General features: G+C 49.0%; 20 protein-coding genes and 1 pseudogene. 7 read left to right on the forward strand and 14 right to left on the reverse strand.

Annotated features, from left to right (window positions below):
* Positions 1-5 precede the first annotated feature (5 nt).
* Positions 6-2,648 carry an SO2930 family diheme c-type cytochrome gene (locus tag SIL79_RS18710; protein ID WP_319619868.1) on the forward strand — a complete coding sequence of 881 codons (2,643 nt, stop codon included), beginning with the start codon at positions 6-8 and terminating at the stop codon, positions 2,646-2,648.
* 663 nt (positions 2,649-3,311) lie between these two features.
* Here the strand turns inward: SIL79_RS18710 and SIL79_RS18715 are convergent.
* From SIL79_RS18715 to SIL79_RS18755, 9 genes are all read right to left on the reverse strand, one after another.
* On the reverse strand, positions 3,312-4,562 hold the full coding sequence (locus tag SIL79_RS18715) for a tetratricopeptide repeat protein (protein WP_039035601.1): 1,251 nt from the start codon (positions 4,560-4,562) through the stop codon (positions 3,312-3,314).
* Between the two features lies 1 nt (position 4,563).
* Positions 4,564-5,184, reverse strand: a complete 621-nt coding sequence (locus tag SIL79_RS18720; protein ID WP_039035600.1) for an energy transducer TonB — start codon at positions 5,182-5,184, stop codon at positions 4,564-4,566.
* Position 5,185: 1 nt separating this feature from the next.
* Positions 5,186-5,590 (reverse strand): ExbD/TolR family protein, encoded by a 405-nt coding sequence (locus tag SIL79_RS18725; protein ID WP_025011238.1) that lies wholly within the window; start codon positions 5,588-5,590, stop codon positions 5,186-5,188.
* Between the two features lie 13 nt (positions 5,591-5,603).
* Positions 5,604-6,131 (reverse strand): MotA/TolQ/ExbB proton channel family protein, encoded by a 528-nt coding sequence (locus SIL79_RS18730; protein WP_082014355.1) that lies wholly within the window; start codon positions 6,129-6,131, stop codon positions 5,604-5,606.
* Positions 6,131-7,486 carry a MotA/TolQ/ExbB proton channel family protein gene (locus tag SIL79_RS18735; RefSeq protein WP_039035599.1) on the reverse strand — a complete coding sequence of 452 codons (1,356 nt, stop codon included), beginning with the start codon at positions 7,484-7,486 and terminating at the stop codon, positions 6,131-6,133. Before SIL79_RS18735 ends, SIL79_RS18730 begins: the two co-directional genes overlap by 1 nt.
* On the reverse strand, positions 7,486-8,268 hold the full coding sequence (locus tag SIL79_RS18740; protein ID WP_039035598.1) for a DUF3450 domain-containing protein: 783 nt from the start codon (positions 8,266-8,268) through the stop codon (positions 7,486-7,488). Before SIL79_RS18740 ends, SIL79_RS18735 begins: the two co-directional genes overlap by 1 nt.
* Before the next feature lie 674 nt (positions 8,269-8,942).
* Positions 8,943-11,696, reverse strand: coding sequence for a TonB-dependent receptor (locus SIL79_RS18745; protein ID WP_144362146.1), 2,754 nt, complete (start codon positions 11,694-11,696; stop codon positions 8,943-8,945).
* 418 nt (positions 11,697-12,114) lie between these two features.
* On the reverse strand, positions 12,115-13,323 hold the full coding sequence (locus SIL79_RS18750; protein ID WP_039035597.1) for a porin: 1,209 nt from the start codon (positions 13,321-13,323) through the stop codon (positions 12,115-12,117).
* A 214-nt stretch (positions 13,324-13,537) separates the two neighbouring features.
* Complete coding sequence (locus SIL79_RS18755; protein ID WP_071476157.1) at positions 13,538-15,907, reverse strand: DNA polymerase II; 2,370 nt, start codon at positions 15,905-15,907, stop codon at positions 13,538-13,540.
* Between the two features lie 86 nt (positions 15,908-15,993).
* Here SIL79_RS18755 and dinG point away from each other — a divergent pair, with 86 nt between their 5' ends.
* The 6 genes from dinG (at position 15,994) to SIL79_RS18785 (ending at position 21,488) form a co-directional block, all read left to right on the forward strand.
* Complete coding sequence (dinG, locus tag SIL79_RS18760; protein WP_025011234.1) at positions 15,994-18,066, forward strand: ATP-dependent DNA helicase DinG; 2,073 nt, start codon at positions 15,994-15,996, stop codon at positions 18,064-18,066.
* A gap of 21 nt (positions 18,067-18,087) precedes the next feature.
* Positions 18,088-18,861 (forward strand): TSUP family transporter, encoded by a 774-nt coding sequence (locus SIL79_RS18765; protein WP_144362145.1) that lies wholly within the window; start codon positions 18,088-18,090, stop codon positions 18,859-18,861.
* On the forward strand, positions 18,858-19,520 hold the full coding sequence (locus tag SIL79_RS18770) for a primosomal replication protein (protein WP_039035593.1): 663 nt from the start codon (positions 18,858-18,860) through the stop codon (positions 19,518-19,520). Before SIL79_RS18765 ends, SIL79_RS18770 begins: the two co-directional genes overlap by 4 nt.
* Before the next feature lie 9 nt (positions 19,521-19,529).
* Complete coding sequence (locus SIL79_RS18775) at positions 19,530-20,225, forward strand: DUF2057 domain-containing protein (RefSeq protein ID WP_071476156.1); 696 nt, start codon at positions 19,530-19,532, stop codon at positions 20,223-20,225.
* Positions 20,226-20,228: 3 nt separating this feature from the next.
* Positions 20,229-21,134 carry a histone deacetylase family protein gene (locus tag SIL79_RS18780; protein WP_319619869.1) on the forward strand — a complete coding sequence of 302 codons (906 nt, stop codon included), beginning with the start codon at positions 20,229-20,231 and terminating at the stop codon, positions 21,132-21,134.
* Between the two features lie 63 nt (positions 21,135-21,197).
* The gene (locus SIL79_RS18785) at positions 21,198-21,488 is read left to right on the forward strand and encodes a late competence development ComFB family protein (protein WP_039036194.1); all 291 of its coding nucleotides are present in this window, start codon (positions 21,198-21,200) and stop codon (positions 21,486-21,488) included.
* A 394-nt stretch (positions 21,489-21,882) separates the two neighbouring features.
* Here the strand turns inward: SIL79_RS18785 and SIL79_RS18790 are convergent, their stop codons facing one another.
* From SIL79_RS18790 to SIL79_RS18815, 5 genes and pseudogenes are all read right to left on the reverse strand, one after another.
* Positions 21,883-22,872, reverse strand: a complete 990-nt coding sequence (locus tag SIL79_RS18790; RefSeq protein WP_319619870.1) for a transposase — start codon at positions 22,870-22,872, stop codon at positions 21,883-21,885.
* Positions 22,873-22,956: 84 nt separating this feature from the next.
* A pseudogene (locus SIL79_RS18795) lies at positions 22,957-23,070 on the reverse strand (alpha-amylase family glycosyl hydrolase); the annotation flags it as partial.
* Between the two features lie 390 nt (positions 23,071-23,460).
* Positions 23,461-24,312: an AbiJ-NTD4 domain-containing protein gene (locus SIL79_RS18805; RefSeq protein WP_319619871.1), complete on the reverse strand. Its 852-nt coding sequence runs from the start codon at positions 24,310-24,312 to the stop codon at positions 23,461-23,463.
* Between the two features lie 81 nt (positions 24,313-24,393).
* Positions 24,394-25,386: a hypothetical protein gene (locus tag SIL79_RS18810; protein WP_319619872.1), complete on the reverse strand. Its 993-nt coding sequence runs from the start codon at positions 25,384-25,386 to the stop codon at positions 24,394-24,396.
* A gap of 108 nt (positions 25,387-25,494) precedes the next feature.
* Positions 25,495-26,199, reverse strand: a complete 705-nt coding sequence (locus SIL79_RS18815; RefSeq protein ID WP_319619873.1) for a restriction endonuclease — start codon at positions 26,197-26,199, stop codon at positions 25,495-25,497.
* Positions 26,200-26,622 lie beyond the last annotated feature (423 nt).

Genomic DNA, 26,622 nt, shown 5'->3' on the forward strand with positions numbered 1-26,622 from the left:
AGATTATGTTCAACAAGAAAAACCCCCTGACTTTGGCGTTGCTGGCAGCCGGGTTAACCCTGGGACTCATTGCCTGCTCGGATGACGACAATACATCTCAAACCACTGAACCACAGGTCGTGACGCCACCGCCGCTAACCAGCCCCTTCCCCGAAGGCGCCATCATGGTTGAAGCCGGAGACAATCTGACAACCCGAATTCAGGAAGCTCTGATCAACGCCCAGAGTGGCGCTGTGATCGTGTTGCCAAAGGGCCGATTTGAGATAGATGCCACCTTGTTGTTTGACGGCGATGTCGACGGTGACGGCAGCTATGCCCGCAATGTCACTGTCATGGGCTATGGCCGCGATGAAACCATTCTCGACTTTGCCAATGCCAACGCCGGTGACGGTATTTTTGTGCAAAACGCTCTCAATATCACCATCAAGGATCTGTCGGTCTATGAAGCCAAAAACAACGGCATCAAGCTGAAAAATACCAATGGCATCATACTGCGCAATGTCTCCGCCGTGTGGGAAGGTGAGCTGGATCAAGGCAATGGCGCCTACGGCCTTTACCCGGTGGAATGCGAGAATATTTTGATTGAAGACAGCTATGTCCGCGGCAGCGCCGATGCCGGTATCTATGTGGGCCAGTCTGAGTACATAGTCGTCAGACGCAATGTCGCCAAGGAAAACGTCGCCGGTATCGAAGTGGAAAACTCGCGCTTTGCCGATGTCTATAACAATGAGGCCATGGGCAATACCGGTGGTATTCTGGTGTTCGACCTTCCCATAGGCAACCACAAGTACGGCTCCAGCGTACGGGTATTCAACAACAAGGTTTATGACAACAATACCCACAACTTCGCCAACGCCTCTGCCAACCCGGCCGGAGTGCATATTGTTCCTCCCGGCACCGGGGTGATCATACTCTCCACCAACGATGTGGAAGTGTTCAACAACCAGATCAGCAACCACGATACCCTGGCGGTCACTGTCTCCAGCTTCTTCATCGCCGAGCCGGATGTCTCCACCTTTGCCGCCAGCTATGCCCTGCCGGGTCAGGCCATTGAAGATGGCTGGCGCGCCACACCACGCAACATCTATATCCATGACAACCAGATAAGCGGTTTTGCCACCAAGCCCAACGGTTATCTTATCGAGGATATCATCAAGGCCTACATCTACAGCCATGGCCGCTTCCCGGGGATCCTCTACGATGGCCTGGGTGAACTGCTCGCCAATAATGGTACCGGCGCCTATCTCGGCTTTGGTGAACTCCCCTTCAACCCTGACGGCAGTGAAAATGTCTGTGCCAGCAACAATGGAGATGTCAGCGTTGGCCGGCTCTACGGCAACAGCAATACCGATGTCAGCATTCCCGATGTCATGTACGAAACCAAACAGCAGCAACTGTTGCAATGCTCTTTGGTCAGCCTACCTGTGCATACCGTCACTTTCGGCGAACAGATCTTCGGCTGCGGCGTGGATGATGATACTGAAGGTTGTGACGGCGGCGTGCTGGTCGGCGGTGGCGGTACTATAGGAGAAGGTGAAGGCGGCCTTGAAGGCGATGGCGACCTGTCGCTGTGCAGCGCTCAAGGCTCTGGTGTGAACTGGGATGCTCTGACGGGTGCCAATTGCAGCAGCCTGGCACAATACCGCCTGTTTGCCGACGCCTCTATGCCGGCGGCCATGTCAAACAGTGGCGGGATCCCTTACAAACTCAACACACCGCTGTTTACCGACTATGCCAGTAAGTACCGCTATGTGTTCGTGCCGGAGGGGAAACACGCCAACTACAGTAGCAATGAGGCCTTTGACTTCCCGGTAGGCACAGTACTGGTGAAAACATTTGCCCTGCCCGCCGATACCGCAACCAGAGGCGTGGACAATGAAACTCTGATTGAAACCCGGTTGTTGATCCACAGGGAGTCGGGCTGGACCGCCCTGCCCTATGTCTGGAATGCCGAGCAAACAGATGCCTCTTTGGCCAAGGCCGGTGCCATTCAAGGCAAGAGCGTGGTGCACAAGGGGCAAACCCTGAACTTTGACTATGTTGTCCCGTCAATGAATCAGTGCAAGCAGTGTCATCAGTTCAAGGCCGACAGCGCCAGCCAGGCGGTGTTTATGCCGATTGGTCCCAAGGCCCGCCATCTGAACCGTGACTACCCCTACCAGGATGGCAGCGCCAACCAACTGCTTCATTGGCAAAGCGCAGGTATTCTGAGCGGCCTGCCACCCCTTACCAGCGTCGATAAGGTACCAGCCTATGTGGATAGTGATGAAGCCACTTTGACTCAGCTAAGTGACAGCGAGTTGATGCAAACGGCCAAGGGCTACCTGGATATCAACTGCGCCCACTGCCACAGACCCGAAGGCAATGCCTCCAATACCGGGCTGAAACTGGAATATCAGCGCAGCTATGATGAAGACAACGGCTTCAGCCACGGCACCTGTAAATCGCCTGTCGCCTATGGCGGCGGCACCCTGGGCTACGATGTGGTACCGGGTAATCCGGCCGAGTCCATCATGCATTTCCGGATGCAGAGCAATGAACCGGGCGACAGAATGCCCGAAATTGGCCGTAGCCTCAGCCACGATGAAGGAGTTGCGCTGATAAGCGAATGGATCAAACGCTTGCCTGCGGCCAGCTGTTCAAAATAAAGCTGAAGCCAAGCTGGCGTATAAAAAGTAAATCATAGATTAATTCGTATCCAGAAATGAAAACGGTTGAGAAGTTATTGGTTCGTTACCAAGTAACAAATACTAAGACTCCAGCCGTTTTTCTGTCTAATCTTTGTTCAAGCTTTGAAGTCATAGTCATAAATATGAATACTGCCCTCAAGTTAGCGCACCTGATGCCTTGTCTCAAAATAGCTATGCTCGGCTTGATATTATTGCCAAGTACAGCAGGGGCCATTGGCAATGCCGCTCTCAGGCAAACTTGTCGGTCTAAGTATGGATAACCTGGCCTACAGCTTACTCAAAACAACCGCAAGCTAACTGATAAACAGACGTGATACGAGGCAATAACCTTACAAAAACATAACTAAAGCAATATGGTTTTAGGTTGACCAAGCAGAACCTTAGGCCAATGCTGACAGCAAATGACTAATGCCCTTGGTTGAGCTGTACCGAAAATCGATTAACAGGAGTGAGTAACAAAAACAAACTGCCGAAGCTAATGGGGGCATGGATAGCTGGATACCGCCTAATTTTTTTCGACGTCAGAGTAGCGTTTTGAAAATCAAAGTGGCGTTCGCCGCAGATCCGCAATGAACCAAAAAAATGAAGCCCCTTACGGGGCTTCATTTGGCTGACATCGCATTAAAGTGAAACGTTATGGATCCGCGCTTTCTCTTTTATGTATGACAGGTAGCTAGTGGCGCTACGTGCTGTCTTGGAATCTTTTGAGGCCAATTCAGCACGGCGGTAAGCCGACTTATAGTCTTTCAGGTTCAGGTAGGCCAGTGCCAGCTCAAACTGAGCTTCACCAGGGTTTTCGAGCCCGGCATCCAGCGCTTGCTTGAATACTGGAATCGCTTCCTTGAACTGCTGATCCAAAGCCAGCAAACGACCTTGTTTCAGGTACAACTTACCATCATTACCGACAGCAGCAGCTTGACCATAATAGGCCGCGGCCTTCTTCAGCTCCTTGGCGTTGTGGAAGAAACCGGCCAACATAGACAGGTTTTTCTCACTTTTTTCGATAAGCCCTTGTTTCATGTGCTTCTCGAAAATCACCGCACCACGATAAGCGGAACCTTTGGACGCCAACAGTTGCGACAAACGAGTGATGTTATCAGCAGTTTCCAGGAAACCGTTCTGATAGGCCAGATCGTATGTCACTGTAGCCTTGTCGAAGTCCTCGGTCAGCAGATAGAGCTGAGCCAACTGAACCCAAAGACGCTTATCATCCTGAAACAGGGGTACCATAGTTTCCAGAACACCAACCGCTTTCTTGTACTGCTTGAGGTTGAAGTAAGCCTGGAACTTAAGCTGGTACAGGTTCTTGTCGGGCGTTTCGGCCAATGACAAACCTTTGTCCGCTGTTTTCAGCACGTTTGGATAGTCTTTCAGTTCTGTATAAGCAATACCGATACGGCGGTAGACCACAGGATCTTGCTTACAGGAGAAGTCCATCCACTTGTTGTAGTAGGTGATAGCTTCTTTAAACTTCTTCTCCTGCAGCAGCAGATCCGCATACAACTTAAGAGTTGCACTGTGGTCGGTTCCACCGAGGATATCGGCTTCTACTGCCTGCTTAAGGTACTTGATGGAAGTGCCCATCTGACCTTTTTCAGCGTAGAAGTTACCCAGCATACGGGCAATATAGGCCTTGTCGAAGTCATTACGGGCGTTGGCTTCCAGCAATACTGCAATTGCTTCGTCCAGATTACCGTCCTGATAGGCTTCAAAGGATCTCTGCACCTTTTTGGCAGCAGTTTGACCCACCGCCTTCGCCTGACGCTGGTCGATAGGACACTTCTCAGCGGCCTGGGCGATTGGCGCCATCAGTACTGCACTGCCTGACAAAGTCAACAGCATGGCTGCAGCAAGCTTATTCACTTTTTGCATCTTATCTGTCTCCTTGGTTCAGGGTGAAGTCCAGCTGAACTGTCATACCGGGTTGCTTCATCGGCTTACCGTCAACAATCTTCGGCTTGTACTTCCACTTCTTCAGTGCACGAACCGCTTCACGATCAAAGATCCTTCTTGGTTCAGCCTGGATAACTTCAACATCATCAACACCACCGAGTTCGTTGATGGTAAAGCGCAGTTGTACCCAACCTTCTTTACCGTCACGCGCCGCAGCAATGGGATACTGAGGTTCAATCCGCACTATAGGTGTTGCATCACCATCGCGGGTCATCATGTTGCCCAGCTTAAAGCCTGTGCTTGGACCGCCTGCTTCTACTCCACCCATATTGAATGCCATATTGGTATCAATATCAGAAGAGCTATCCGGTGGCGTTTCCGCTGGCTTCGGTGGCTGCTCTGGTGGTGGGGGTGGCTTAGGTGTCACCCTTGGTTTCTTCTGTGCCTTCGAATCCTGCTTGTCCATTGTGATCTCGATAACTGGCGTTTCGGTTGAGGTGTCGCCACGTTGAGCGCCACCTCCGACCAGGAATGCCATAAACCAGAACAGACCAAAAGTCACAGCAGCACCAATAATGATAGATACTAGTGCTCTTAACATATCAGTCGTTCCCCGCAGATACCGAGACCTTATCAATACCAGCAGCCTTCACCTGATCCAGTACTTTAACAACCAAGCCGTGTTGGGCTTCTTTGTCTGCCTGGATCAGAACGGCGGCTTCTGGTGCCTCTGCCAACATACGTTCTACGTTAGCGGTTACTCGTTCAATATCAACCTGACGGTTTTCCATCATAATTACGCCTGTTTTACTGACGCCGATAAAGATGTTCGCCGAAGGTTTTGAAGTCGCTGTGGACGCCTTGGGTTTGTTGTAGTCCAAACCGGATGGCTTCACAAACGAGGTGGTCACAATGAAGAAGATCAGCATGATGAACACGATGTCGAGCATCGGGGTCATATCGATCTGTGCTTCCTCTTCTACACTGGAATGCTTCTTACGTGCCATGTTCAATCTCTCTCTAGTGGTGTGGCAGGCTGTCTTTCAGCTTTTCCAAGCTGATTTTCATCTTGGCGTCCAAACGAGTGCTGAAGAACACCCCGGACAATGCCGCGACCATACCAGCCATAGTAGGCATAGTGGCCATAGAAATACCAGCTGCCATCAGACGAGCATTACTCGTCCCCTGAACTGCCATAACATCGAACACTGAAATCATACCTGTCACAGTACCCAGCAGACCTATCATAGGACAGATGGCTACCAATGTTTTGATGATCAGCATACGTGCATTCATATCTTGCTTCGCTTGGGATACCCAAGCTTCACGGATACGGTGTGCATACCAGGAGGTGGTTTCCTCCCTGGCATTCCATGCAGTAATGATCTCTTTATGATTCTTAGGTGATACCCAGTTCAGATACCAGAATCTTTCAAGCATCAATACCCACATGAGAAACAGCACCGCCGCTACAAGCCAGAGGACATCGCCTCCGGAGGCCATGAAGCCCCTGACGGAATCCCAAATGTCCATCAGGTATAGCATCATTAGTCAGCCCTCTTCTCTGCGTGTTCAGCAATAATACCGGCACTTTGCTCTTCAAGGATTTGAACAATAGACTTACTGCGAGCCACAACAATAGCATGACACAGCATCAGTGGCAGAGCCGCAATCAGACCCTGTACTGTCGTTACCAGTGCCATAGAGATACCACCGGCCATCAGTTTTGGATCACCCGTACCGAACAACTGGATGCTCTGGAAGGTTGCAATCATACCGGTTACGGTACCCAGCAGACCCATCATAGGAGCGATAGCCGCCAATACTTTGATGATGGAGATACGCGTTTCCAGCGCTGGTGTTTCTTTCAGGATGGCTTCATCCAGTTTCAACTCCAGAGTCTCAACGTCAACATCTTTGTTCTCTTGGTACACTTTCAGTACACGGCCCAGAGCGTTGTTACCTGGGTTGGCAACATTCTTGGCCTGAGACTTAACACGGGCACCGATAACAGTCAGAGTCACCAGACGCTCCAGCGAGATCAGCAGACCCAGAGCCAGCAAGGCGATGATGATGTAACCAATGGTACCACCGGCCTCAATACGGTCTTGGAAGCTGGCCTTCTGAGTGAAGATGTTCAGCAGAGTACCGCGGGCAGGGTCAACATACAGCTTGGCTGTACCTGAAGTGGCTTTTTCGAAGTCAGCGATAGGCTTAACCTGATAACCTTCCGGCTGCTGAGACAGCTCCTGGATCAGACCCAGCTCGTGGTTCAGAACCACATACTTGTTATCAGCCAACAGGTTAAAAGCACCGACACGATAGATGGTGGTGTTGTTCACGTTACCATCAATGTCAGTTACAGAACCTTCAAACTTAACGACTTTGCCGGATTCGGCCATTTCGAAAAGTTGCTCTTCCCAGAAACGTTCCAGCTCTTCAATCTTAGGTAGTTGCTTACGGGCACCCAGGTCCTGAACGAACTTGTCACGTCCTGGATACTGGGCACTGACGTTGGAGTTGATCAGCTTACCGGCGAAATCGCCAGCTTCGCCTTTAACTACACCGAACATTTCACCCAAGTCGCCCTGAGCGGTTTTCAGGTCTTCTTCAAGTTGAGCAATTTTACGCTCGTTATCGAGGAAGGCCTGGTTCAGGTCTTTACCACGTTGAGTTTCAGCAGCCAGCGCATCTTTTTCACGCTTCAGCAGGGCGGCCTTGTCGCCACGCTCAGCTTGGAACTCTTGTTCACGCTTAGCATTGATTTTGCCTTGAGCGGCACGTTCAACTTTAACTTGCTGCAGCAGTTGATCAATCGTCTTAGGCGCCTCTGCGGCACTGGCCATACCGGCAGACAGTGAGAAACTGGCAGCAACGACGGCGGTAGTGATTAGCTTTTTCATTATTGTGCAGCCTCCGCAGCTGGAATTGGTAGTGCGAACAGATCCAGAGCCCCTTGTTTACGGGCGATACGAATACCCTTGGTGATGTCACGCAGATAGCTGTCATCCAGCTTATCCCAACCCTTGGTTTCAGAGTTGTACATCCAGGCAGTCTTCTGGTCCAGGCTCTGAGCATACAGAGCTACGCGGCCCAAGCGGAAGAAATCAACCAGCACTTCTTTACCATCAAGGTTCAGCTTACCGGTTTCAACGTCAACAAAGCTGCCGTACTCACGCTCGATGCTGTAAGCATCCAGGATCAAACGGAACTTTTCAGCCAGAGTCACTTCGGCAGTGTTAAGCAGGTCTTTGAGGTTTTTAACGCGCTGTGCACGGTCTTCAGATTTGAATGGCAGATCCAGAGCCACGAACTGCTCCAGGGCATCAACCATTTTAAACATCAAAGGAACAACACCTTGACGCAGTTTGTCTACGCCATTGATATCGTCCTGAATGGATTTCATTGTGGCTTCCTGGTCAGCGACCAGACCAGCCAGATAATCATTGTAGGCTTTGAGAGATTCACGCTCGTCAGCAACGGCGGAATATTCGAAAAGCATATCTTGAGCCTGGTCAAAATACTTATCGATCTTCTTCTGTGACGCAACGGCGTCTGACTGCAGACGACCCGCGGCTTTTTGCGCGTCGGTAAGAGGATCTGCAACGACTAAGTTGCTGCTGGCGAGTGCCAGCGCGCCAACAAGCGCAGAAGCGATTTTTGTTCTATTGCTTACCTTGGACATAGTTCCCAACCAATTTGAAGTGATTAAAAAGGTTTAACTTTTCAGCAACAGCGCCCCGAATATCCCTATTTCAACGGCAGATGATGCTATCAAGTATGTCTTTCTCTTGTGATTGTTAGTTTTTTATCTTCCCTTTCCTATGCCCCTGAAGGCATAGACCCGCTGGCATCATTTCACAAAATGTTGACCTGTGTCAACATTTGAAATGAGACGAAAACGCTGGAAACTAAGGCTAACTGTGTGATTAATCATCAATGGCTTTTTTTTACATTTAGTGATCAAATATGTGTCGCCTTCCTGAGCCAAGAATAACCGCAAAAACAGCACAAGCTAATATTTAACCTTATGATTTATTTATAATTAAAAAGCATAAGGCGGTGCGTTATATTTTATAAATCTTTGAAGGAATCAATTCTGCAGACCGATGGCAATCCACTTTTTCCAAACGATTACTATCCAGGGGAAGCCAGTTTCGCTACAAACTCATTCGCCCTATTCACTGGTCAAAGAATCAATTGGCAACCGGGGCTTATTCCAGTTGTTACGTAATAGTGTTTTGTGAGTTTGGATGGATCCGCTACCTATATGTAGTATGAAAAACAAAAACCCCGGGTATCATCCCGGGGTTTCATTCTTTGAAGCTAACTTAATTCATCCAAAGATGAAGTGTGTCATTAGAACTTCATGCTGGCACGAACGAAGAAGTAGCGGCCCAACATATCATAGGTATAAGGGTCGGTATTCGAGTCGTTGTTACCAGTGTAGTACGGAGGCTCTTTGTCAAACAGGTTGTTAACACCGCCGGATACACGGATGCGGTCGGTGATATCGTAAGAACCTGACAGGTCATGGTAAACCACGCTGTCTACTGAAGGCGCGTAGCAGCTGCCATCATTTTTCTTACAAGCAAACGAGTCCATACCGTCGATGTAGCGAGCTTCATAAGTGACAGTCCAATCATCACCGGCAGCGGTAATGTTCAGGTTGCTCTTGAACTTGGCATAAGCACCCACGCCACCTGTGATATAGCCACGATAGTCAACTGCATTACCATCCGGGTCAAACTCTTCATACTCACTCAGGATAGAGCTGTCCCAGCCGGCCTTCCAGTCCAGACCGAAGGCATCGAATACGTAGGCAACGTTGATGTCGTAACCTGAGGTATTGGTAGCACCTATGTTCTGCAAACCGTTGTCGAACTTGATACGACCGCTATTGTCGAGTTCAATGTTGGAAGACTGACACAGCGCAGTGCCTGTGTTGATCTTGTTACCACCGGCATCCAGACACTGGTTGGCAATATAGTTGTTGTCAACTGAAGTAATAGTGTTGGAGATCTCGATGTCATAGTAATCGACGGTCAGAGACAAACCTTCTACAAAGCTTGGTGAATACACCAGACCCAGAGTAGTGATATCAGCTTCTTCAGGGGTCAGCATTTCGTTACCACCAACAGTCACTTCAGCCTGATCCTGATCGGTAGCAGGGTGAACAATCTGCTCGAATGATGGTGACTTACCACCATACAGTTCATATACAGTTGGGGCACGGAAGGCAGTGGACATACCACCGCGGATCATCAGGTCATCAAAAACACGCCAGGTCAGACCCAGTTTCCAGGTAGTATCATCACCGAAAGTGCTGTAATCGAAGTAACGCATAGCGGCGCTCAGATCCACTTGCTGCGCCAAAGGCAATTCGCTAAGCAGTGGGATTGCCAATTCTGCGTAAAATTCATTAACACTGAAGTCACCGGAGGTTGGCTCTACGCGAGGATCGTTTGCCAAGCCCTGGGAAGTCAGGGAATCAGGAGTATAATGCGCAGCCTCTTTACGATGCTCGTAACCCGCTGCAAAGCCCATTATACCGGCAGGCAGTTCAAACAAATCTCCGGACAGAGTCGCTGCAATAATATCCAACTCGCTGCCACCGCTGTTCACTTCGGTATATATGTATGGCTTGATGCTCTCACCTTCCCATGATGATTGCAGGAAAGGATCAAAAGTGCCCTCAAGAACCGCAGCGTTGATGGAGCCCAAGTTGTGCAGGTTAGCCAGAGTATCGGTTGAGTCGTTCTTACCTTTGTTGTAAGAAGCATCCCAGGTCCAGCCGTTTTCAAACTCACCTTCCAAGCCAACAACGATACGAATAGTGTCTACTACTTGGTCAAAGTCACGGGTACCGGACTCAACCATACGACGGCCATAAGCCAGTGCTTCACCGGGTTGAACCCAAGGCAGCAGTTCATCGGTCATCCAGCCACCGGCTGACTTAGGATTGTAAACCCAAGCAGAGTTGTTCCAGATTGGCTGAGGCGCCATCTGCTGATTGGACCAACGCTTGGAGTACATGGCTTCGGTGAAGAAACGAATCGATTCGGTCAGTTCATAAGTACCCGCCATGGACAGGTTCAAACGCTCCATTGGCGTCGACAGGTAACTGTCCTTGGCGTAGTTGTATCTGTCGGCATCGCTGAACTCATGATAAGTTCCACCCAAGCCGCTCAGATCCGCCTCAGACATGCCATCAAAGTATTGGAACTTAGGCTTGCCCTCACCGTTATCAACATATTCACCATAGTAGCCCTTGTCTCCTATGGCATAAGCGCCTTCTGGTCCTGTGCCCACGATACCAAAGTTGTTGTCACCCCAGATGTGACCGCCTTGAGAATAGCTACTACCGCCGCAGTACAGGCTACGCTCACCCTTTGGACCTGTCTCTGCAATCGGGCACTTTGAGAAATCACGGTCAGCCTGGCTGGCATCACCACGCTTGGTGTATTGAGCATTAACAACGACATTACCTTTCTCAAAGGTGTTACCCAGTGTCATGTCGATGCTGGACTCGTCAGCGTCACCTTCACCGGAAAGGCCTGTTTGAACGTTGATTTCAAAGCCGTCGAAATCTCTTTTCAGAATGATGTTAACCACACCGGCAATCGCATCGGTACCATAAATGGCAGAAGCGCCATCTTTCAGTACTTCGACACGCTGGATCATAGATACCGGAATGGTGTTAAGGTCAACAGAAGATGCCGCACCGGTACCGGATGCAATCATACGGCGACCATTCACCAGAACCAGAGTGCGGTTATCACCCAAACCACGCAAGTTAATGCGCGAGTTACCGCCTGAGCCATTGTTGATACCGGCGTTGGTCATGGCACCACCGGCTGAGGTCATTTTTTGCAGAACGTCGTCAATATTCACTGCGCCTGACGCTATGATAGATGAAGCATCGATCACACTGACAGGGCTTGCGGTTTCCATATCGGTGCGCTTGATACGAGAGCCTGTAACCTGAATACGCTCTACATTGTCAGCACCTTCTTCGGCCGCCAAAACGGTTGGAGCGCTAAAAGCAGTCGCTGCAACACCACCAACCAATGCCAGACGCACTGCGTTGGTTAACGAATTATTCTTATACATACTTATCTCCCTTTCGACATCTTGTGTCTTGGTAACGGATCCAAATGCTTTGTCCGGATCCTTTAGTTGTTTGCAGGTATACACGAGTGACCAGCAACAATTTCACGCAAATAAAATCACATAACAAACATTTTATCAACATTTGAAACATTAATATTGCACATAAAACCAACAACAAAAGAGAGATAAGATTATTTCATTGAGTATGAATATAGTGTCTCTTACAGCAGTAACAGCTTATCTTAACCAGAATATCGTTATGTAAGGCCATGAAGTAAATGGAGTTTATCAAAACCCGCCCCCACTCACCCAAACGTAACAAACCCGTTACACATCTCTTTCTGGTAAGCTGTGCGAACACTTTTTTTTCCAATAAAAAAGCGCCTTTCGGCGCTTTTTTAAACAGTTCTATTAACAATCAAAGGGTGTAACGAATACCAATAGCGATGCCATCATCCTCTGATAATGACATTCTGGCTTCTTGCGCTTTGTCGGCACTGGTAAAGTCGCTGTAATCTTTACGTGCTTCAACATAGAGAACCGTATTCAGATCCCAAACAAAGTGTAAACCTACAACCACAAACTGACGCTTGAACACATCGTTAGGATCGGCATTAAAGTTTGGTTGAATAACGTAGTCTTTCCCTGCATCCAGAATGTTATAAGACACAAAAGAACGTAGACCATTATCAAACTTGTAAGAAACTAAAGTTTCAACACCATAGGCATCTTTAATCAAGCGGCCGATGTTATCAGTATCATGGTTTTCTTCTTTGTGAACGTTTGCGGCAACATATAAGCCATTCTGGTCAAAATCACCCCAAGTCGCGCCCACACCATAGATTAAATCAACAGCTGTTTTTTGCTCACCTGTACCATAGACCACATCAAACTCACCACGGTTAACACCCGCCATTAAGCTGAATTTATCAGTAGCCTTGTAGGTCAAAGATGCACCATAGGTGTAATCGTAAGTAACTTGTTGCGCTTCTTTCTTACCTGCATTCCATTCTGCTTCACAGGCACTCTCAGTGATGTTTTCGATGTCGCAGGTATAGAAACTGCTATTTTTTAATTGTGCCTGGACCGCAAAGCTCACATCTCCGATGCTGTTACGGTATTGAACGACTTTATCACCACGACCAACACCGTTTACCGCGCCATCGTCTTTGTTGAAAGTGTATACACCAGCAGCATTACCATCCCATACAAAACCGTAGTTAGTGTTGTATACCACGTCATACCAAGCACCCCATTGTTTACCAATAGTAATAGTGCCATATTTATCATGGCTAATGCCTGCATAGCCCAGACGGTTGTAGAAGAACTCATCCTGCACCGATTCGAAACGGTTGTTATAAACAATGTCGCTGCTGCCAACAGGGTTCACGCCCCATTCCAATTTGGCAAATGTGTTCCAACCGTGGGTTAACTCACGGCTAAAACCAAAATTAATCCTGGAAGCACCATTGACAACTTCCGTTTCACCCTGAGTATTGATTACTCGGACATCAACGAAACCGCCGATTGAGACTGCATTTTTCTGATCTTTATAGATTTCAATAGCTTGAACCGATGGAACGGCCAAGAGTCCTGCCAGGACGGATGCGATGAGAGTCTTGTTCATTTGTTGTAACCTTAAGTGTTTTCAGTCTGCCTACCCCATTCCGTTGTTTTATTTCCTTCCAAGGGGAGCGAAGATTAGCAAAAGCTCAGTAAAGCGGCAAAGACAAAAATCACATTTTTTATTACTTTTGCCTTAAAAAAAACCATAAAGGCCGTAAAAATCCAGAAATAAAACCAACCATTAACCTTGTTAACTTTTTGAAACAATTTTGGTATTAGATTAAACTCAACTGTCCCGTGCTGATAGAGGTAAAACTTTCTTTCATTATAGAAAGTATTGGATCGGCTATCGGCTTGATTTGTCTTTCAATATAGTAGTTATAATCAATGGCTGAACGTCTGAGGGAAACAGCTTCGGGGCCATTGATTGTGATCAGGTAGTCTATACGGGTGCCCAAACGACCATAACGCGGATCACAGGTCTGCTCCAACAATTGTCTGGCCGCCTTGACATGGGGTGACGCCTTGGCCTGATAAGCATCCAATTTACGCCTTAGTCGCTTGGAGAAAATAAGCTCGTTATCATAATCGCCGCGTTTAAGCGCTTCTATTTCCGTAGCCAGAAAGCCCACCACATCCAAGTCATTGAACATACGCCGGTACAGCTCGTATTGAATCCGTCTGGCCAGAGGACTCCAATCACTGCGAACCTGCTCCATGCCTTTGAAAATAATATCCAATTGACCTTGACTATTGCGACTGGCACCGACATAGCGCTTTTTGGAGCCTTCTTCTGAATCCCTGAGAGTGGGCATCAGAAACTGTTCATAATGACGCTCAAACTCGAGTTCCAAATGACTTTGCAACTGAAAATGCTCCGCCAAATGCTGTTGCCACTTGGCGGTTATCCTGGCGGCCAACTCTCTGCCGAAGGCTTGCGGCTCTGTGATGTCATGCTGTTGTCCCAGCCAAACAAATGTGGAATCTGTGTCGCCATAGATGACACTCATGCCTTCGTCCTCAATCCAACGTTTGGTCTGCTGCATTATCTCATGACCGCGCATAGTAATTGAGCTTGCCAACCGGGCATCGTGAAACACACAGCCCCGAGACCCCAGCACCCCATAAAGCGAATTCATGATGATCTTGATTGCCTGAGACAAAGGCGCATTGGCTTGGGCCTTGGCACTTTCCCGCTCTTGGGCCAACTTGGCGATAAGCGTTGGCAAGATAGCTTGTTTGCGGCTGAATCTGGCCCCGAGAAAGCCGGGTACCGTCTCGGCTTCGGGCTCACCCATACCCTGCACCAACCCCATGGGATCGATCAAAAAAGTGCGAATAATCGAAGGGTATAGACTCTTGAAGTCCAGTACCAGAATGTCCCGGTAAAGGCCCGGAATGGAGTCCATCACATAGCCGCCGGGGCTTTCCAGGCCATCACTGGCCGGTGCTGCCGGCGCCACAAATCCACCGCGGTGCAAGTGTGGCAGGTAGAGATGATTGAACGCCGCCACCGAAGCCCCTACCCGGCCAAACTCCAACCCGGTCAGCTGCGCCCGGGCGAGGGCAAAATTCAATAGATCGGTTTTATCGAAAATATCCAGCACCAGACGGCAATCGGTCAGATTGTAGTGGGCCAAGGCCAATTTATCCTCTTGAAAGAGCTGTCTTATCTCTTGGCCGCGATCTTCAACTTGATCTATCGCCTTGCCCTCACTCAAGAGTGCGCGGGAGACAAACTCGAGCGAATAGCGCTCAAACTGATAGAAGGCGGCCTTGAGCCAGTCTATGCCGTCCAATACCACTCTCCCGGGCAAAGAGAGGGTTTCCGGCCGATACTTGCCTTCCACCAACCAGGACATGGGCACGCCTCCGCGCCCAAGCCGTGCTTCAATACCATGATGGGCGTAGCGTCGGCTCAGCAGTGCCAGGTCAAAATTGACAACCGACCAACCTATGATAATGTCCGGGTCCCAGAGACAAAACCAGTCAATCAAAGCCTGCAACAAGGCTGCTTCATCCCTGACCCAGTGGATATAGTCTGGCCCGTCCTGGGCTTGACCTATCATGTACACGCGCTGAAACAGCGCTCCATTGCGGTCACGACCGTAGAGTCCGACGGAATAGAGCTCGCCCTGCATGCTGCATTCAAGATCGAGGGAAATAACAGCCAAACCTACATTGTTCAGCGAGGCTTTCCTGGCGCGGCTGGCAACAAACCGTGTCAGTGCGCCGCTTTCCTCGCTGAAATAACCGTAAAACTCGGCATCGAGCGCAATAAAGCGCTCAATCAAGAAACGCTGCTGGGGTTTAAGATCGGCTTCATACAAGGGCATTCCCTGATCCTGGGCCTGCTTTTGCAGTAACCGCATCTGTTGCCGACTGCGACTGTAAAGCGCCGCAACCTTCTCTTTAGCGAAGTTTCTCAGCGCCAGCGGCTGGGTCCGTACCTGGCTTAAACTTTGACATAAAGCCGCCGCATCCTTCTCTTTGGCAAAGCAAATCTGCTCCTGTCCCGGCACCTCAACCAACACAGGCCCCTGCTCGGTGGCCAGATAGTATTGCAGGCATAACCCCTCGTCTCTCTGAACCAGATGACGGGTAAGAATACGGCCTTTCAGGGTTTGCGGCGTGTTTTGGGGCATGAGTCGGGACAATCGTGTTTTAGAGGTTTATTAGCATAAGAAATTACTGGTATTATATACAGGATAATTTTCCAGAACCGAGTCTCATGCTAGCAGCCCATGTAAAGACCCAGATCCGCGAGATCTACAAGGACATTGCCTCCGCACTGCCCAACTTCCGTTCCCGCCGGGAGCAGAATTATATGGTGGCGGAGATCTCCAAGACACTTGCCGGTGAATACGACAAGCAGCGGCGCATCATGGTGATTGAAGCGGGCACAGGTATAGGTAAATCCCTGGCCTATATTCTGGGAACCATACCTCTGGCGCTGGCCAGCAAGAAAAAAGTCTGTATCGCCACCGCCACTGTGGCGCTGCAGGAGCAGTTGCTGCATAAAGATCTGCCGTTTTTTCTGCAACACTCCAAACTCAACTTCCGCTTCGGTCTGGTCAAAGGGCGTCAGCGTTACGTGTGCCTGGCTAAGCTTGAGATGTTGGTAGGTGACGGCAACGGCAGCCAGATGGCCATGTGGCAGACCAAGCCGGATACCTCACAGGTTGAGCAGTTGCAGGCGCTGCTCAAAGACTATCAGGATGGCCGCTGGAATGGTGAACTTGATACCCTCAAAACGCCGCTGCCGGACCACCTGTGGCAACAGATAGCCTGTGACAAACACAGCTGTCATCGCCAACTGGCCAGTCACAGCCACTGCCCCTTCCACAAGGCCCGCGAAGATATTGATACCTGGGATGTGCTTATTGCCAACCATAGTTTGTTACTGGCCGACCTTGAACTGGGTGGCGGTGTGATTCTGCCGGATCCGGAAGAAGTCTATTACGTTATCGACGAAGCCCATCACCTGCCGAATGTAGCCAGGGATTTCTCCAGCGCCCAGGCTACGCTCAGAGGGGCCTGTGATTGGCTGGAGAAAGTCAGCAAGACCACGGCCAAACTGCAAAACCAAATAAAGAGCAACAATATTATTGCCCCGGCGCAGGCGATGCTGGATCGCATCGAAGAATTAACCGGCCTGCTGAATCAGGTTGCCCACTACTGTGATACCCAGCCCAAACTCTTTGCCAACCCGGAAAACCGCCTGCGGTTCGAACATGGCAAGCTGCCGGACGCCCTGTTGATTCAGGCAGAAAACCTGGCCACGGCCTCCAACGATGCCCTCAAGCAATTCAACAAGATGCAGGCTATTCTCAGCGAAAGCGTCAAGGATGGTGAATTACCAAGGCATCAGGCCGAAGCCCTATTGAGTGAAACCGGCTTTATGATGCAGCGCCTGGAAAACCTGCAAAAGCTCTGGAAAATGATGGCCAAGGAGGACAGCCCCAAAGGTGCCCCCACCGCCCGCTGGATTGAAGCCCTCAGCGGCAAGCAGCAGGACTACCTTTTCAGTGCATCGCCAATCGAAGTCGGCTATATGCTGGAACATATGTTGTGGGAAAAAGCCGCCGGTGTCGTGCTATGTAGCGCCACCCTCAGAGCGCTGAACCGCTTTGAGCATTTTGCCTATCAGGTTGGCCTGTCACTCAATGATGGCAGTCGCTACCTGGCGCTGCAGTCGCCTTTCGATTTTGAGAACAACGCCACTCTCTACCTGCCGAAAATGCGCACCGAGCCAACCGAAGACGCCTACACAGAAGAACTCGCCAGCCAGATAAAGCAGTTGGTAGAGGGTGAAATGGCCACTCTGGTGCTGTTTGCCTCCTACTGGCAGATGGAAAAGGTAGCCGATTTACTGCGCAACAAATTGGTATCCGAACCGCTGATCCAGGGCAGTGCCCCACGCCAGCACTTGCTCGAGCAACATAAGCAAAAATGTGACAAAGGTGAGCCCAGCATTATCTTTGGTACCGGCAGTTTTTCCGAGGGTCTCGACCTTCCCGGCGACTACCTGACTAACCTGATAGTAACCAAGCTGCCGTTTGCCGTGCCAACCTCGCCGGTAGAGCAGGCCCACGCAGAATATGTCAAAATGAAAGGCGGTAACCCGTTTTTACAATTGACTATTCCGGATGCGTCACGGAAACTCATCCAGAGTTGCGGCCGCCTGTTGCGAAAAGAGCAGGACTATGGCCGAATAACCATATTAGACAGGCGTTTGGTAACCAAAAGATACGGGTCGTCGCTGCTTGATGCCCTGCCGCCTTACCGTCGCGTTATCGAATGATGCGCTCAATCAGGATGTAAAGTGGATATTCTGCTCGAACCCAGCAGCTGGGCCATATTGGCCGCAGTCGGCCTGCTGGCCGGATTTATTGATGCCGTAGTCGGTGGTGGCGGTCTACTGTCCATTCCCACCTTGCTGACAGTGGGCATGCCACCTCATCTGGCGCTGGGGACCAATAAACTGGCTGCCTGCTTCGGCTCCTCCATGGCGGCATTTACCTATTACCGCAAGCAGTTGCTGACCCCCAAGTTCTGGCTGTTCGCCTTTATTGCTACTGCCATAGGCGCCGTTATCGGCAGTATTGCCGTTTATCTCATCGACACCCGTTGGCTGGAAAAAATTCTGCCACTGCTTATTATCGCCATCGCGTTCTATTCGCTGTTTTCACCCGGAGCCATGGGCTGCAGCCAATGTAAACCCGTCACCGAAGCGCCGGCCAAGCATAAACAGATACTTCAAGGGCTGGGGCTTGGCGCCTACGACGGCTTTGCCGGCCCGGGCATTGGCGCCTTTTGGGCCGTCAGCTCGACCGCGCTGTACCGCCTGCCCTTCCTGCACAGCAGTGCCTTGGCAAGGGCAATGACTTTTGTCAGCAATATCACGGCATTGATGATTTTCTTGCTGCTAGGTAAAGTGCACCTTTTGGTAGGCGTGGTGATGGGCTTGTGTATGATGCTGGGTTCTTATATCGGCGCCCACTCGGCTATCCGCTTCGGAATGCCGTTTATCAGGCCACTCTTTATTGCTATTGTGGTACTTATCGCCGCTAATCTAGCCTGGAGTGCCTGGTTTTGAACACCAATCAACTGGTACAACGTCTGCGGGAACAGCTCAGGCAGTTGGAGCAAGAAGTGCTGCAACATGATGCCTCTTTGCCAGCGGCACAGCGCAAACTACTGCAGGATACTGAACGCTTCAACAGCGAGTTGTTTATTCAGCATGGTGCCCAACTCTATCCCTGTGTGGAACAGCTGCACAAGAGCATAGATCAGTTGGAAAAACAGTTACGCCATCAGTTGGCCCAACACACTATCGCCTTAAGCTGCGAACGCATTCAGGACAGGTTTGTCGCCCTGAAACGGGCCTTGGGAACCACAGGTCTCAACGCCAGGATCCAAAAGCTGCAGCAGACCAGTAAGCGGCAAAGCTACCAACAACGTCAGGGCCGCCGACACCAGGAAAGTGGTTTTGGCTGGATAGCCGCGGGTGTTATGCAAAACAGCCATCAATTGTACGAAGAGCTGAACAAACATCTGAACTGGGCCAAAAAAATAGAACAAAAGATTGAACAATTGCAATCAAAGCTTGAAAACTGTCATAGTACTGACAAAATCCCCGTCCAGAATGACATCCTTTTGATGCATCGCCGCCTCGGTAAGTGCAGGCAGGCGATCAGCTATATTGAAGATCGCATTCAGGCATTCGAACGTCCGCATCAGAGTTACAATCGTTAAGGAGCAACAATGAAACTACGCTTGACCGCCTCGGCCATACTGGCCCTGCTCAGCACTTCCTCGGTATTTGCGGCCAATCTGACCATCCCTATGTCTTTTGAATATCTGGCTCTGGATGGCAAAGAAATTGAAACCAGCAACTTCAACCACAAATCTGAGCTGGCACTATCCGAAGGTGTCCACAAGATTGCTATTCGTTATCATGACATGGTCGATGATGAGTTTTCCGACAGTCAGAGCTTCGTTAAATCTTCTCCTTTCATTCTGACCCTGAAAGCCGAAGGCGACAACGAGTACATCCTTAAGCCTGCCGATGGTGACTACGTCAAGAAGCCCAAAGAGTTTGCCAAAACTCCCAAGGTCGTCATTACCCGCGCCGATAAGGGCCAGGTCAACTACCAGGTGGAACTGACTCAACTGAAAGAAACCAGTTTCCTGTCACAGCTATTCAATGGCAACAAGGGGCCAGATGTTGAAACCGCTGCTGCAGCCGTAACCTCAGGCAACATGGCCGCCAACCAACCTGTGGCACCTGTATCCCAGCCATCACCTGTCAGTGCCATGACAATGCCAGCGGCTTCCAAGGCCGGTAGCCAAGGGGGTGACAGTGCCGCCCATGCCCAGCAAATGCTGCAATACTGGTGGTTACAGGCCGATGAAGCAACTCGCAAAGAGTTCATGAGCTGGGCCATCAAACAGCTCTGATAAATGATCCCTTTGGTGTATCACGCCAGCTACTCCAAACTGGCGTTACCATCCCGGCACAGATTTCCCATCAGCAAATATCAACGCCTGTTTGAGTATCTGTGCCAAACTCCTTTTTCCGGGCAATTTAGCCTCTGCTCCCCAAAACCTGTAAAACAAATCGCTCTCGCCTCTGTGCATTGTCCTCAATATGTTGCCGGGTTTATTCACAACCAACTAGATCCCAAGGCAATGCGCCGCATAGGGTTTCCCTGGAGCGAGCATCTGCTGGCTCGGACACTGCACTCGGTCGCAGGCACCGAGCTTGCGGCACGAAAAGCACTTGAGCACGGCATAGCGCTGCATATCAGCGGCGGTTACCATCACGCTCACCAGGACTTTGGCAACGGTTACTGTGTTTTCAACGATCTAGTCTACAGTGCCAGACGCATGATAAACCAAGGGCTGGCAGACAAGGTTCTGATTATCGACTGCGACGTCCATCAAGGCGACGGCACCGCCACCATGACAGCCGGCGATGCGAACATCATCAGCTGCTCAATACACTGCCGGCAAAACTTCCCTACCCGGAAGGCAGACTCTCACTATGATATCGAGCTTGAAAAAAGCGCCGGTGATGACGAGTACCTCTCAACGCTTGAGCAAATACTGCCTTTGCTGATCTTGACTCATAGACCGGATCTCATTCTTTATGACGCCGGAGTCGATGTACATGCTGAAGATGAACTCGGCTTGTTGCGGCTCAGCCTTGAGGGCATATCCCGGCGGGATATGAGCGTATTGGGTCATGCCAGAGAAGCGGCAATACCAATAGCCTGTGTCACGGGAGGCGGATACTGCAAAGACCCTCTACAATTAACACTCAGACACAGTCAATTATTTCGCGCCGCGACTACGCTGTATCGCTAAAGGCTACGAACCAATTGTTACCAACCAAACCGAACACAGCAAAGAACTTTGGGAGCGTCACCTATGCAGCTGGAAATCCGCAACTACTACGAAGTGATGTTAATGGAAATCCTCGCTGAAGAGGGGTTGATGGATGAGCTGCCAACCGACTATGTGGCCGATCTGGCTTGTATCACGCTCAATCAACTACCAGTGCGCTACATTCACCATCTGGTGGACACCTATTTCTACGGCGACTATCAAGAACAAGATAGAATGCGCAACGAAATCTACCAGGCATTAGAGAAGTCACGGGCGTTTTTGAAATCCAAACTACCCCCGAAACTGGAAACCGATCAGCAAGCGCAGGGGTAACACAGGCATCTGCAATCAAGAAAGGTGCATTTCCTGAATCCAGGGCTCACCAAGAGAGCTTATATCTCTTGCGAACTGTGCTTCTGGAAAGTACATTTCCACCATCGCTCCGGGCTAGCTATTAACCCGATAAAAGTATCATCATAAAAAAATCAGGACATCCTAAACATTTTACGGACCACCTGGAAGCACAAAAAAATCAGGACATCCTAAACATTTTACGGACCACCTGGAAGCATACCTTGCGGTCTCAATCTCTTATAAATGACGATGAATTATTAGAAGTAGACTCTCTGAAACGAGTAATCTGCGTGCTTCATACAAGAACTGCGATTGCCAGGCATGCTTTCGGCAGGCTTAAGCCTGTTGCTGCAAAATCACCAAGGGTTTAAGGTTAATGGGGATGTATTGCTTGGCTTTGTTGCTTACCCCGGCACCATTTACCACCATATTTGGCCTTCATCGCACACATGGCATCCCATCGGCCACTCATGCCACTGTACTGACGGCGAAACTCCTTGGCAGAAGTTATCCAGGCATCGTCGCTGATACCAAGCTCAAGCAGCAGTTTGGGCCTGGAACAGGCAATAAAGCCATGCTTGTCTTCCCGCACCGCCCGGCCTGTCCAATCAATCAGCTCCAGATAGTCGGCAAAGTGAAATGGGATGCCGCTTTGTTCGGTGGCAGTGGCTGCACCATCAAATTGAAGCAGCGGCTTAAGTGAAGTGTTGGCAGTTGCAGGCTCAGCATGTTCTTCTATGCGCTCCTGAATGGATGTGTAATCAGAAGTTTGCAGTGAATCAGCAATACCGGCGCGAATGGGATTTAAATCCACATACATCATGCATGCCAGCAGCGCCTGTTCATCGAGCAGTGCCTGCGACTTAAAACGTCCTTCCCAGAATACGCCCTTGCAACCATCTTCTCGATTGGCCTTGCGGGCGATATCTTCGTTTAAACAGCGCATAAACCAACTGATACTGCCAAGGCGTTCCTGCCAATCGCTAATCAGCGAATCCAGCAGTATTCGCTCACCTTCCGAGAGACTATCGCCCTTAAGGAACTTTGCCGCCACAGGATTGCCACTAAAGAGCCCTGTCCAACGCTCAATGACTTCAAATGGCGACAACGATTGTTGCGTAGCAAGGTCGATTTTGAGCACCAAATGGTAGTGATTACTCATGACCGCATAAGCGCAAACGTCGATGCAGAATATTGACGACAACTGCCTGATTTTATCCACTATCCAGCCACGTCTATGCTCGTAACTGCGCCCCGACAGTGCATCTTCACCACACAAAAATGCCCTTCTCACGCAGCGGTTAATCACGTGATAAAAGGGCGTACTTTCAGCATCTATCAACTGACGACGGGCTGTGGTCACAACCAACCTCGACTGAGCTTTGATGGGTATTTCAAAGCCTAGTCAAAGCTGTGCGAAACATCAAAAAGATTTGGCTGTCCTGTATTGTCCCGACAGTGCATCTTCACCACACAAAAATGCCCTTCTAACGCAACGGTTAATCACGTGGTAAAAGGGCGTACTTTCAGCGTCTATCAACTGGCGGCGGGCAGTGGTCATAACCAACCTCGACTGAGCTTTGATGGGTATTTCAAAGCCTAGTCAAGCCTGGGCGAAACATCAAAAAGATATGGCTGTCCTATCTTTCGTCATTGATGGGTATTTCAAAGCCTAGTCAAGCCTGGGCGAAACATCAAAAAGATATGGCTGTCCTATCTTTCGTCAAAAAAGATATGGCTGTCCTATCTTTCGTCAATCTTTCGTCCGGCAAAGAGGTGAGACGACGTCCGGAATACTCAATCAAAGAATCGCATTTTCGCTGGGCTTGGGGTGAATTTCTTAAACTGGTTAACACCTCTGGGAGGCCCGAATTATGAGGGGATCCTCCAGCGCCCACATTTGCGGCTGGTTTGGAGCGCAGCGGAAAACCAGTCCGACAACATGTGCTTGTTAGCCATTTTGTGCCACCTTGCTCTCTACGAAATTAATGAACGCCGAACAAACGACCATAAAAAACTTCGCGTCTTCAAATCGTATATTTTCACTTTCAAGTAGGGCGTGTCGTATCCCGCCCTCATCAGACGTATATCCGTAAAGGCTGCTAAAAGCAGTTTTTAGAGCTGGGTGTAAATTGATTTCATCTTCGAGCTTCTTAATGAGTTGCCCAAGCGTACCTTTTGAGCCAAGAACGAGACCTACAAGGCTCTCAACGGCACATACAGATTCTTTAATTGAGTTTCTATAATCAGGTGCTTCTCTACTGGACAGCAGCTCTAGCGATCGCCTCAAGTGCGTATGAACAGGGCCTCTACTTTCTTCAAGCGCCTTTTCAATTTCATCAAGCTGCTCCTGTTCAGTGATCTGGGAGATTAGCCCATCAATAAATCGATACGCAGACATTTCTTTTTCCAATGCCGCGTTGCATGAGGAAGTAAATTTTTCCTTAAATTGATAACGCTCATAATTTTTCGCACAGAACTCGATGAAGTCATAAAGCTCGTACCATTCACACTTAAAGAAATAGGTTCTCAACTGTTTTAGAACTTCTGACCAATCGTGATCCAATGTATCCAAAGGCTTCTTGAAGTAGTTAAACCACAACCTTTGACATAGAGCGTATGTTTCTCTGTTTTCATCAGCTGATATGTAATAGCCACCATAAATTCCTGTGGATGCTCGAACTTGATCCCAAATATGGACTTTCAAAAGGCTCCATAAGGCATTTTTCAAGGGCTCATCTATAGATTCGATTTGAACTATATCTCTAACTTTCTTATGTCCATACCTTTCAGAAAAACGCACATTGTCTCCTTAGATGGCTAACGCCGCGCTCACCGGTAAATTTGAAGCGCAGCGTAAAATTTAGCCGAGTGCAGCGCTTTGTTAAACGCCAAAGTCACCAGACTTTAGCTGTTCCTTTGCTTTTCTCATTCCAGATAAAAAACCTTCAACCATATAGCCTGACACTTTGACGATTTTTTCTTTAGTACCAAAAAGTTTTAATTCAAAACCATCCCTGTGTTTATTCAAAAACTCTTCACTAATTGTTACTCCAACAGTCTCTGTTAATTTACAACCAAACATATCAGAGTTACTACAGTCTATATCAGTTGAAATCTTTACCACCTCATGGCTTGCACCATCTGTGTCAATGGCATTAGAAATAAAGCCCCATTTATCGAAAAAAGTAAGGTCCACATAAAGCTGAACAAGTGATATTGATTGATCCTTGGCATTTAATGACCCTCTGATAAGCATGTCGTCATAGTATGGCGTTTTTACTTTGAGTCTTTTATCAAAACGGTCATACTCAATCATCGCATCCATACTTTTTTTTGCTAACGGTTCACTTCCATAAAACGCCAATACATCATCTTCATTAATTTTTGTACCATCTGTATTCACGATGCTAGATAATAAAGATTTAACAATGGTTCCACCACTCAGATAATAAATTGAGCAGTCTTCTGTCACCAACTTAGATGAGAATGCTTTATCTCTTACATAAGGCATACCTTTTATATCATCTTCACTATATCTGTATTTGGAAAGATATGGCTGTCGTGACTTGACGTCTTCTTTAGTAACGACCCCCGTCTCAACTATTTTGAACTTTTGAGAAGTCAAGGATGAGTAATTACCTTTCTCAAGCTGCCAGACCTTTTCCTTTTCGGAATCGTAGAAAAAGCTATTGGTTACATATTTTTTAAAGTCAGGAGCAATCAAATACGCTTTGCCAGTGATTTGGTCGAAACTACAACTTTTTGAATTTGTCGCAGCTATCGACTGGGTATTGCCAGTGTATGTCTTAGGCCCAGTACTCTGACAACCAAGCAATGGCAAAACAGCCATTATTAAAATTCCAATTTTCTTCATCTATCTCTCCTAGAGGTTGTTAGCGTTTAACGCCTGCATTTGGGGCCGTAGTGAAGCGCAGCGTAACGGAGGTCCCAGCCCACGCAGTGGGCGACCAACATGCGTTTGTTAGGCCTTTGATTTGCAATCATTTATTCTTTGTTCCAAGTTGCTTACCAATGACTCTACTGAAACCAAGAGTTCTTGGATGTTACCAATAGAGCTTGGCAGCTCTTGTTCAATTATTAACTCCGAAATCATTACGTGAACTTCATCCGTTGTAATTGGATAATTTCCACGTAGACCTTTGGTTATTAAGTCTTCGGCTGCCTTAATTGCCCAGTCACCAGAATATCCCATAGCTCCTCCGACATCTGTACGCAAACCACACTCAATCCTCTTGGCTTTAGGGATTTCCCAATACTCCTCTTTGCACCATAGAAGCCTGTCGTACAGCTCTCTTAATCTCATGGAGTTTATTTCATGGCTGGCAGTACTTGCGGCTTCGGCCAAAGAAGTCACGTGAACATTTGTCAGTGCCGCTGCCTCTATAGCACCACTTTGAAATCCATTTTCTGCCAAGAGGATTCCGCGATCGGCCCCTGTATCATTAACTATTTCGCGAAGTCCAAGTACATGAAGTTTAGAAACTTTGGACTTCCAGTGTTTACACTCAACAAGCCAGGTTATATCAAAACCAGCGTGGTGTGATTTCACCAACACATCAATATCATGTTTTGTTCTTGCTCCTTGGATAGTAACGTCAGTCTCGGCTTCCAAGCCGAGAGAACGGAAAAATTCAGCAGCTTCTTCTTGATAATCTTTCCAATCCAAGTGCATCTCCTAAAGCAACGCATGAACTATGTAGGCCTAACGCCGTGCTAAGGGGCCGCAGCAGCGTAGCTGCGGAGGTCCCAGTGAGTGAAACGAACGATCTTGAGCGCCTTGTTATGGAAATCAAACTCCGCACAAGACCCGATAAATAGAGGAAAAGAACTGGAAACCATGTTGCCTGTACCTTCCCTGTTTCAAGCCGCCCCACGCCGACCATTTTGTGACTGCCAAACCTGATGCGCCAACTGACGGCACCGGGGTTGATGTGACTACCTGGAAGCAGCCACGGACCAAAACCGAAGCACTCAAGGCCGAAACCTCCCAAAGCCTCGGCCACTACCCAAGCCTTCGACCGCACCGAGAACGCTGGCACGATTTCCTTGCCACCGCCCTACTCAGCTATGGCACCTATAAAACCACAAA

The sequence above is a fragment of the Shewanella indica genome, from assembly GCF_033842865.1.
In the GTDB taxonomy this organism is placed as follows: domain Bacteria; phylum Pseudomonadota; class Gammaproteobacteria; order Enterobacterales; family Shewanellaceae; genus Shewanella; species Shewanella indica.

Excerpts from the sequence above, each read along its gene's own strand:
- SIL79_RS18710 (WP_319619868.1), top strand. The coding sequence starts at position 6 with ATGTTCAACAAGAAAAACCCCCTGACTTTGGCGTTGCTGGCAGCCGGG.
- SIL79_RS18715 (WP_039035601.1), bottom strand. The coding sequence starts at position 4,562 with ATGCAAAAAGTGAATAAGCTTGCTGCAGCCATGCTGTTGACTTTGTCA.
- SIL79_RS18720 (WP_039035600.1), bottom strand. The coding sequence starts at position 5,184 with ATGTTAAGAGCACTAGTATCTATCATTATTGGTGCTGCTGTGACTTTT.
- SIL79_RS18725 (WP_025011238.1), bottom strand. The coding sequence starts at position 5,590 with ATGGCACGTAAGAAGCATTCCAGTGTAGAAGAGGAAGCACAGATCGAT.
- SIL79_RS18730 (WP_082014355.1), bottom strand. The coding sequence starts at position 6,131 with ATGATGCTATACCTGATGGACATTTGGGATTCCGTCAGGGGCTTCATG.
- SIL79_RS18735 (WP_039035599.1), bottom strand. The coding sequence starts at position 7,486 with ATGAAAAAGCTAATCACTACCGCCGTCGTTGCTGCCAGTTTCTCACTG.
- SIL79_RS18740 (WP_039035598.1), bottom strand. The coding sequence starts at position 8,268 with ATGTCCAAGGTAAGCAATAGAACAAAAATCGCTTCTGCGCTTGTTGGC.
- SIL79_RS18745 (WP_144362146.1), bottom strand. The coding sequence starts at position 11,696 with ATGTATAAGAATAATTCGTTAACCAACGCAGTGCGTCTGGCATTGGTT.
- SIL79_RS18750 (WP_039035597.1), bottom strand. The coding sequence starts at position 13,323 with ATGAACAAGACTCTCATCGCATCCGTCCTGGCAGGACTCTTGGCCGTT.
- SIL79_RS18755 (WP_071476157.1), bottom strand. The coding sequence starts at position 15,907 with ATGCCCCAAAACACGCCGCAAACCCTGAAAGGCCGTATTCTTACCCGT.
- dinG (WP_025011234.1), top strand. The coding sequence starts at position 15,994 with ATGCTAGCAGCCCATGTAAAGACCCAGATCCGCGAGATCTACAAGGAC.
- SIL79_RS18775 (WP_071476156.1), top strand. The coding sequence starts at position 19,530 with ATGAAACTACGCTTGACCGCCTCGGCCATACTGGCCCTGCTCAGCACT.
- SIL79_RS18780 (WP_319619869.1), top strand. The coding sequence starts at position 20,229 with ATGATCCCTTTGGTGTATCACGCCAGCTACTCCAAACTGGCGTTACCA.
- SIL79_RS18785 (WP_039036194.1), top strand. The coding sequence starts at position 21,198 with ATGCAGCTGGAAATCCGCAACTACTACGAAGTGATGTTAATGGAAATC.
- SIL79_RS18810 (WP_319619872.1), bottom strand. The coding sequence starts at position 25,386 with ATGAAGAAAATTGGAATTTTAATAATGGCTGTTTTGCCATTGCTTGGT.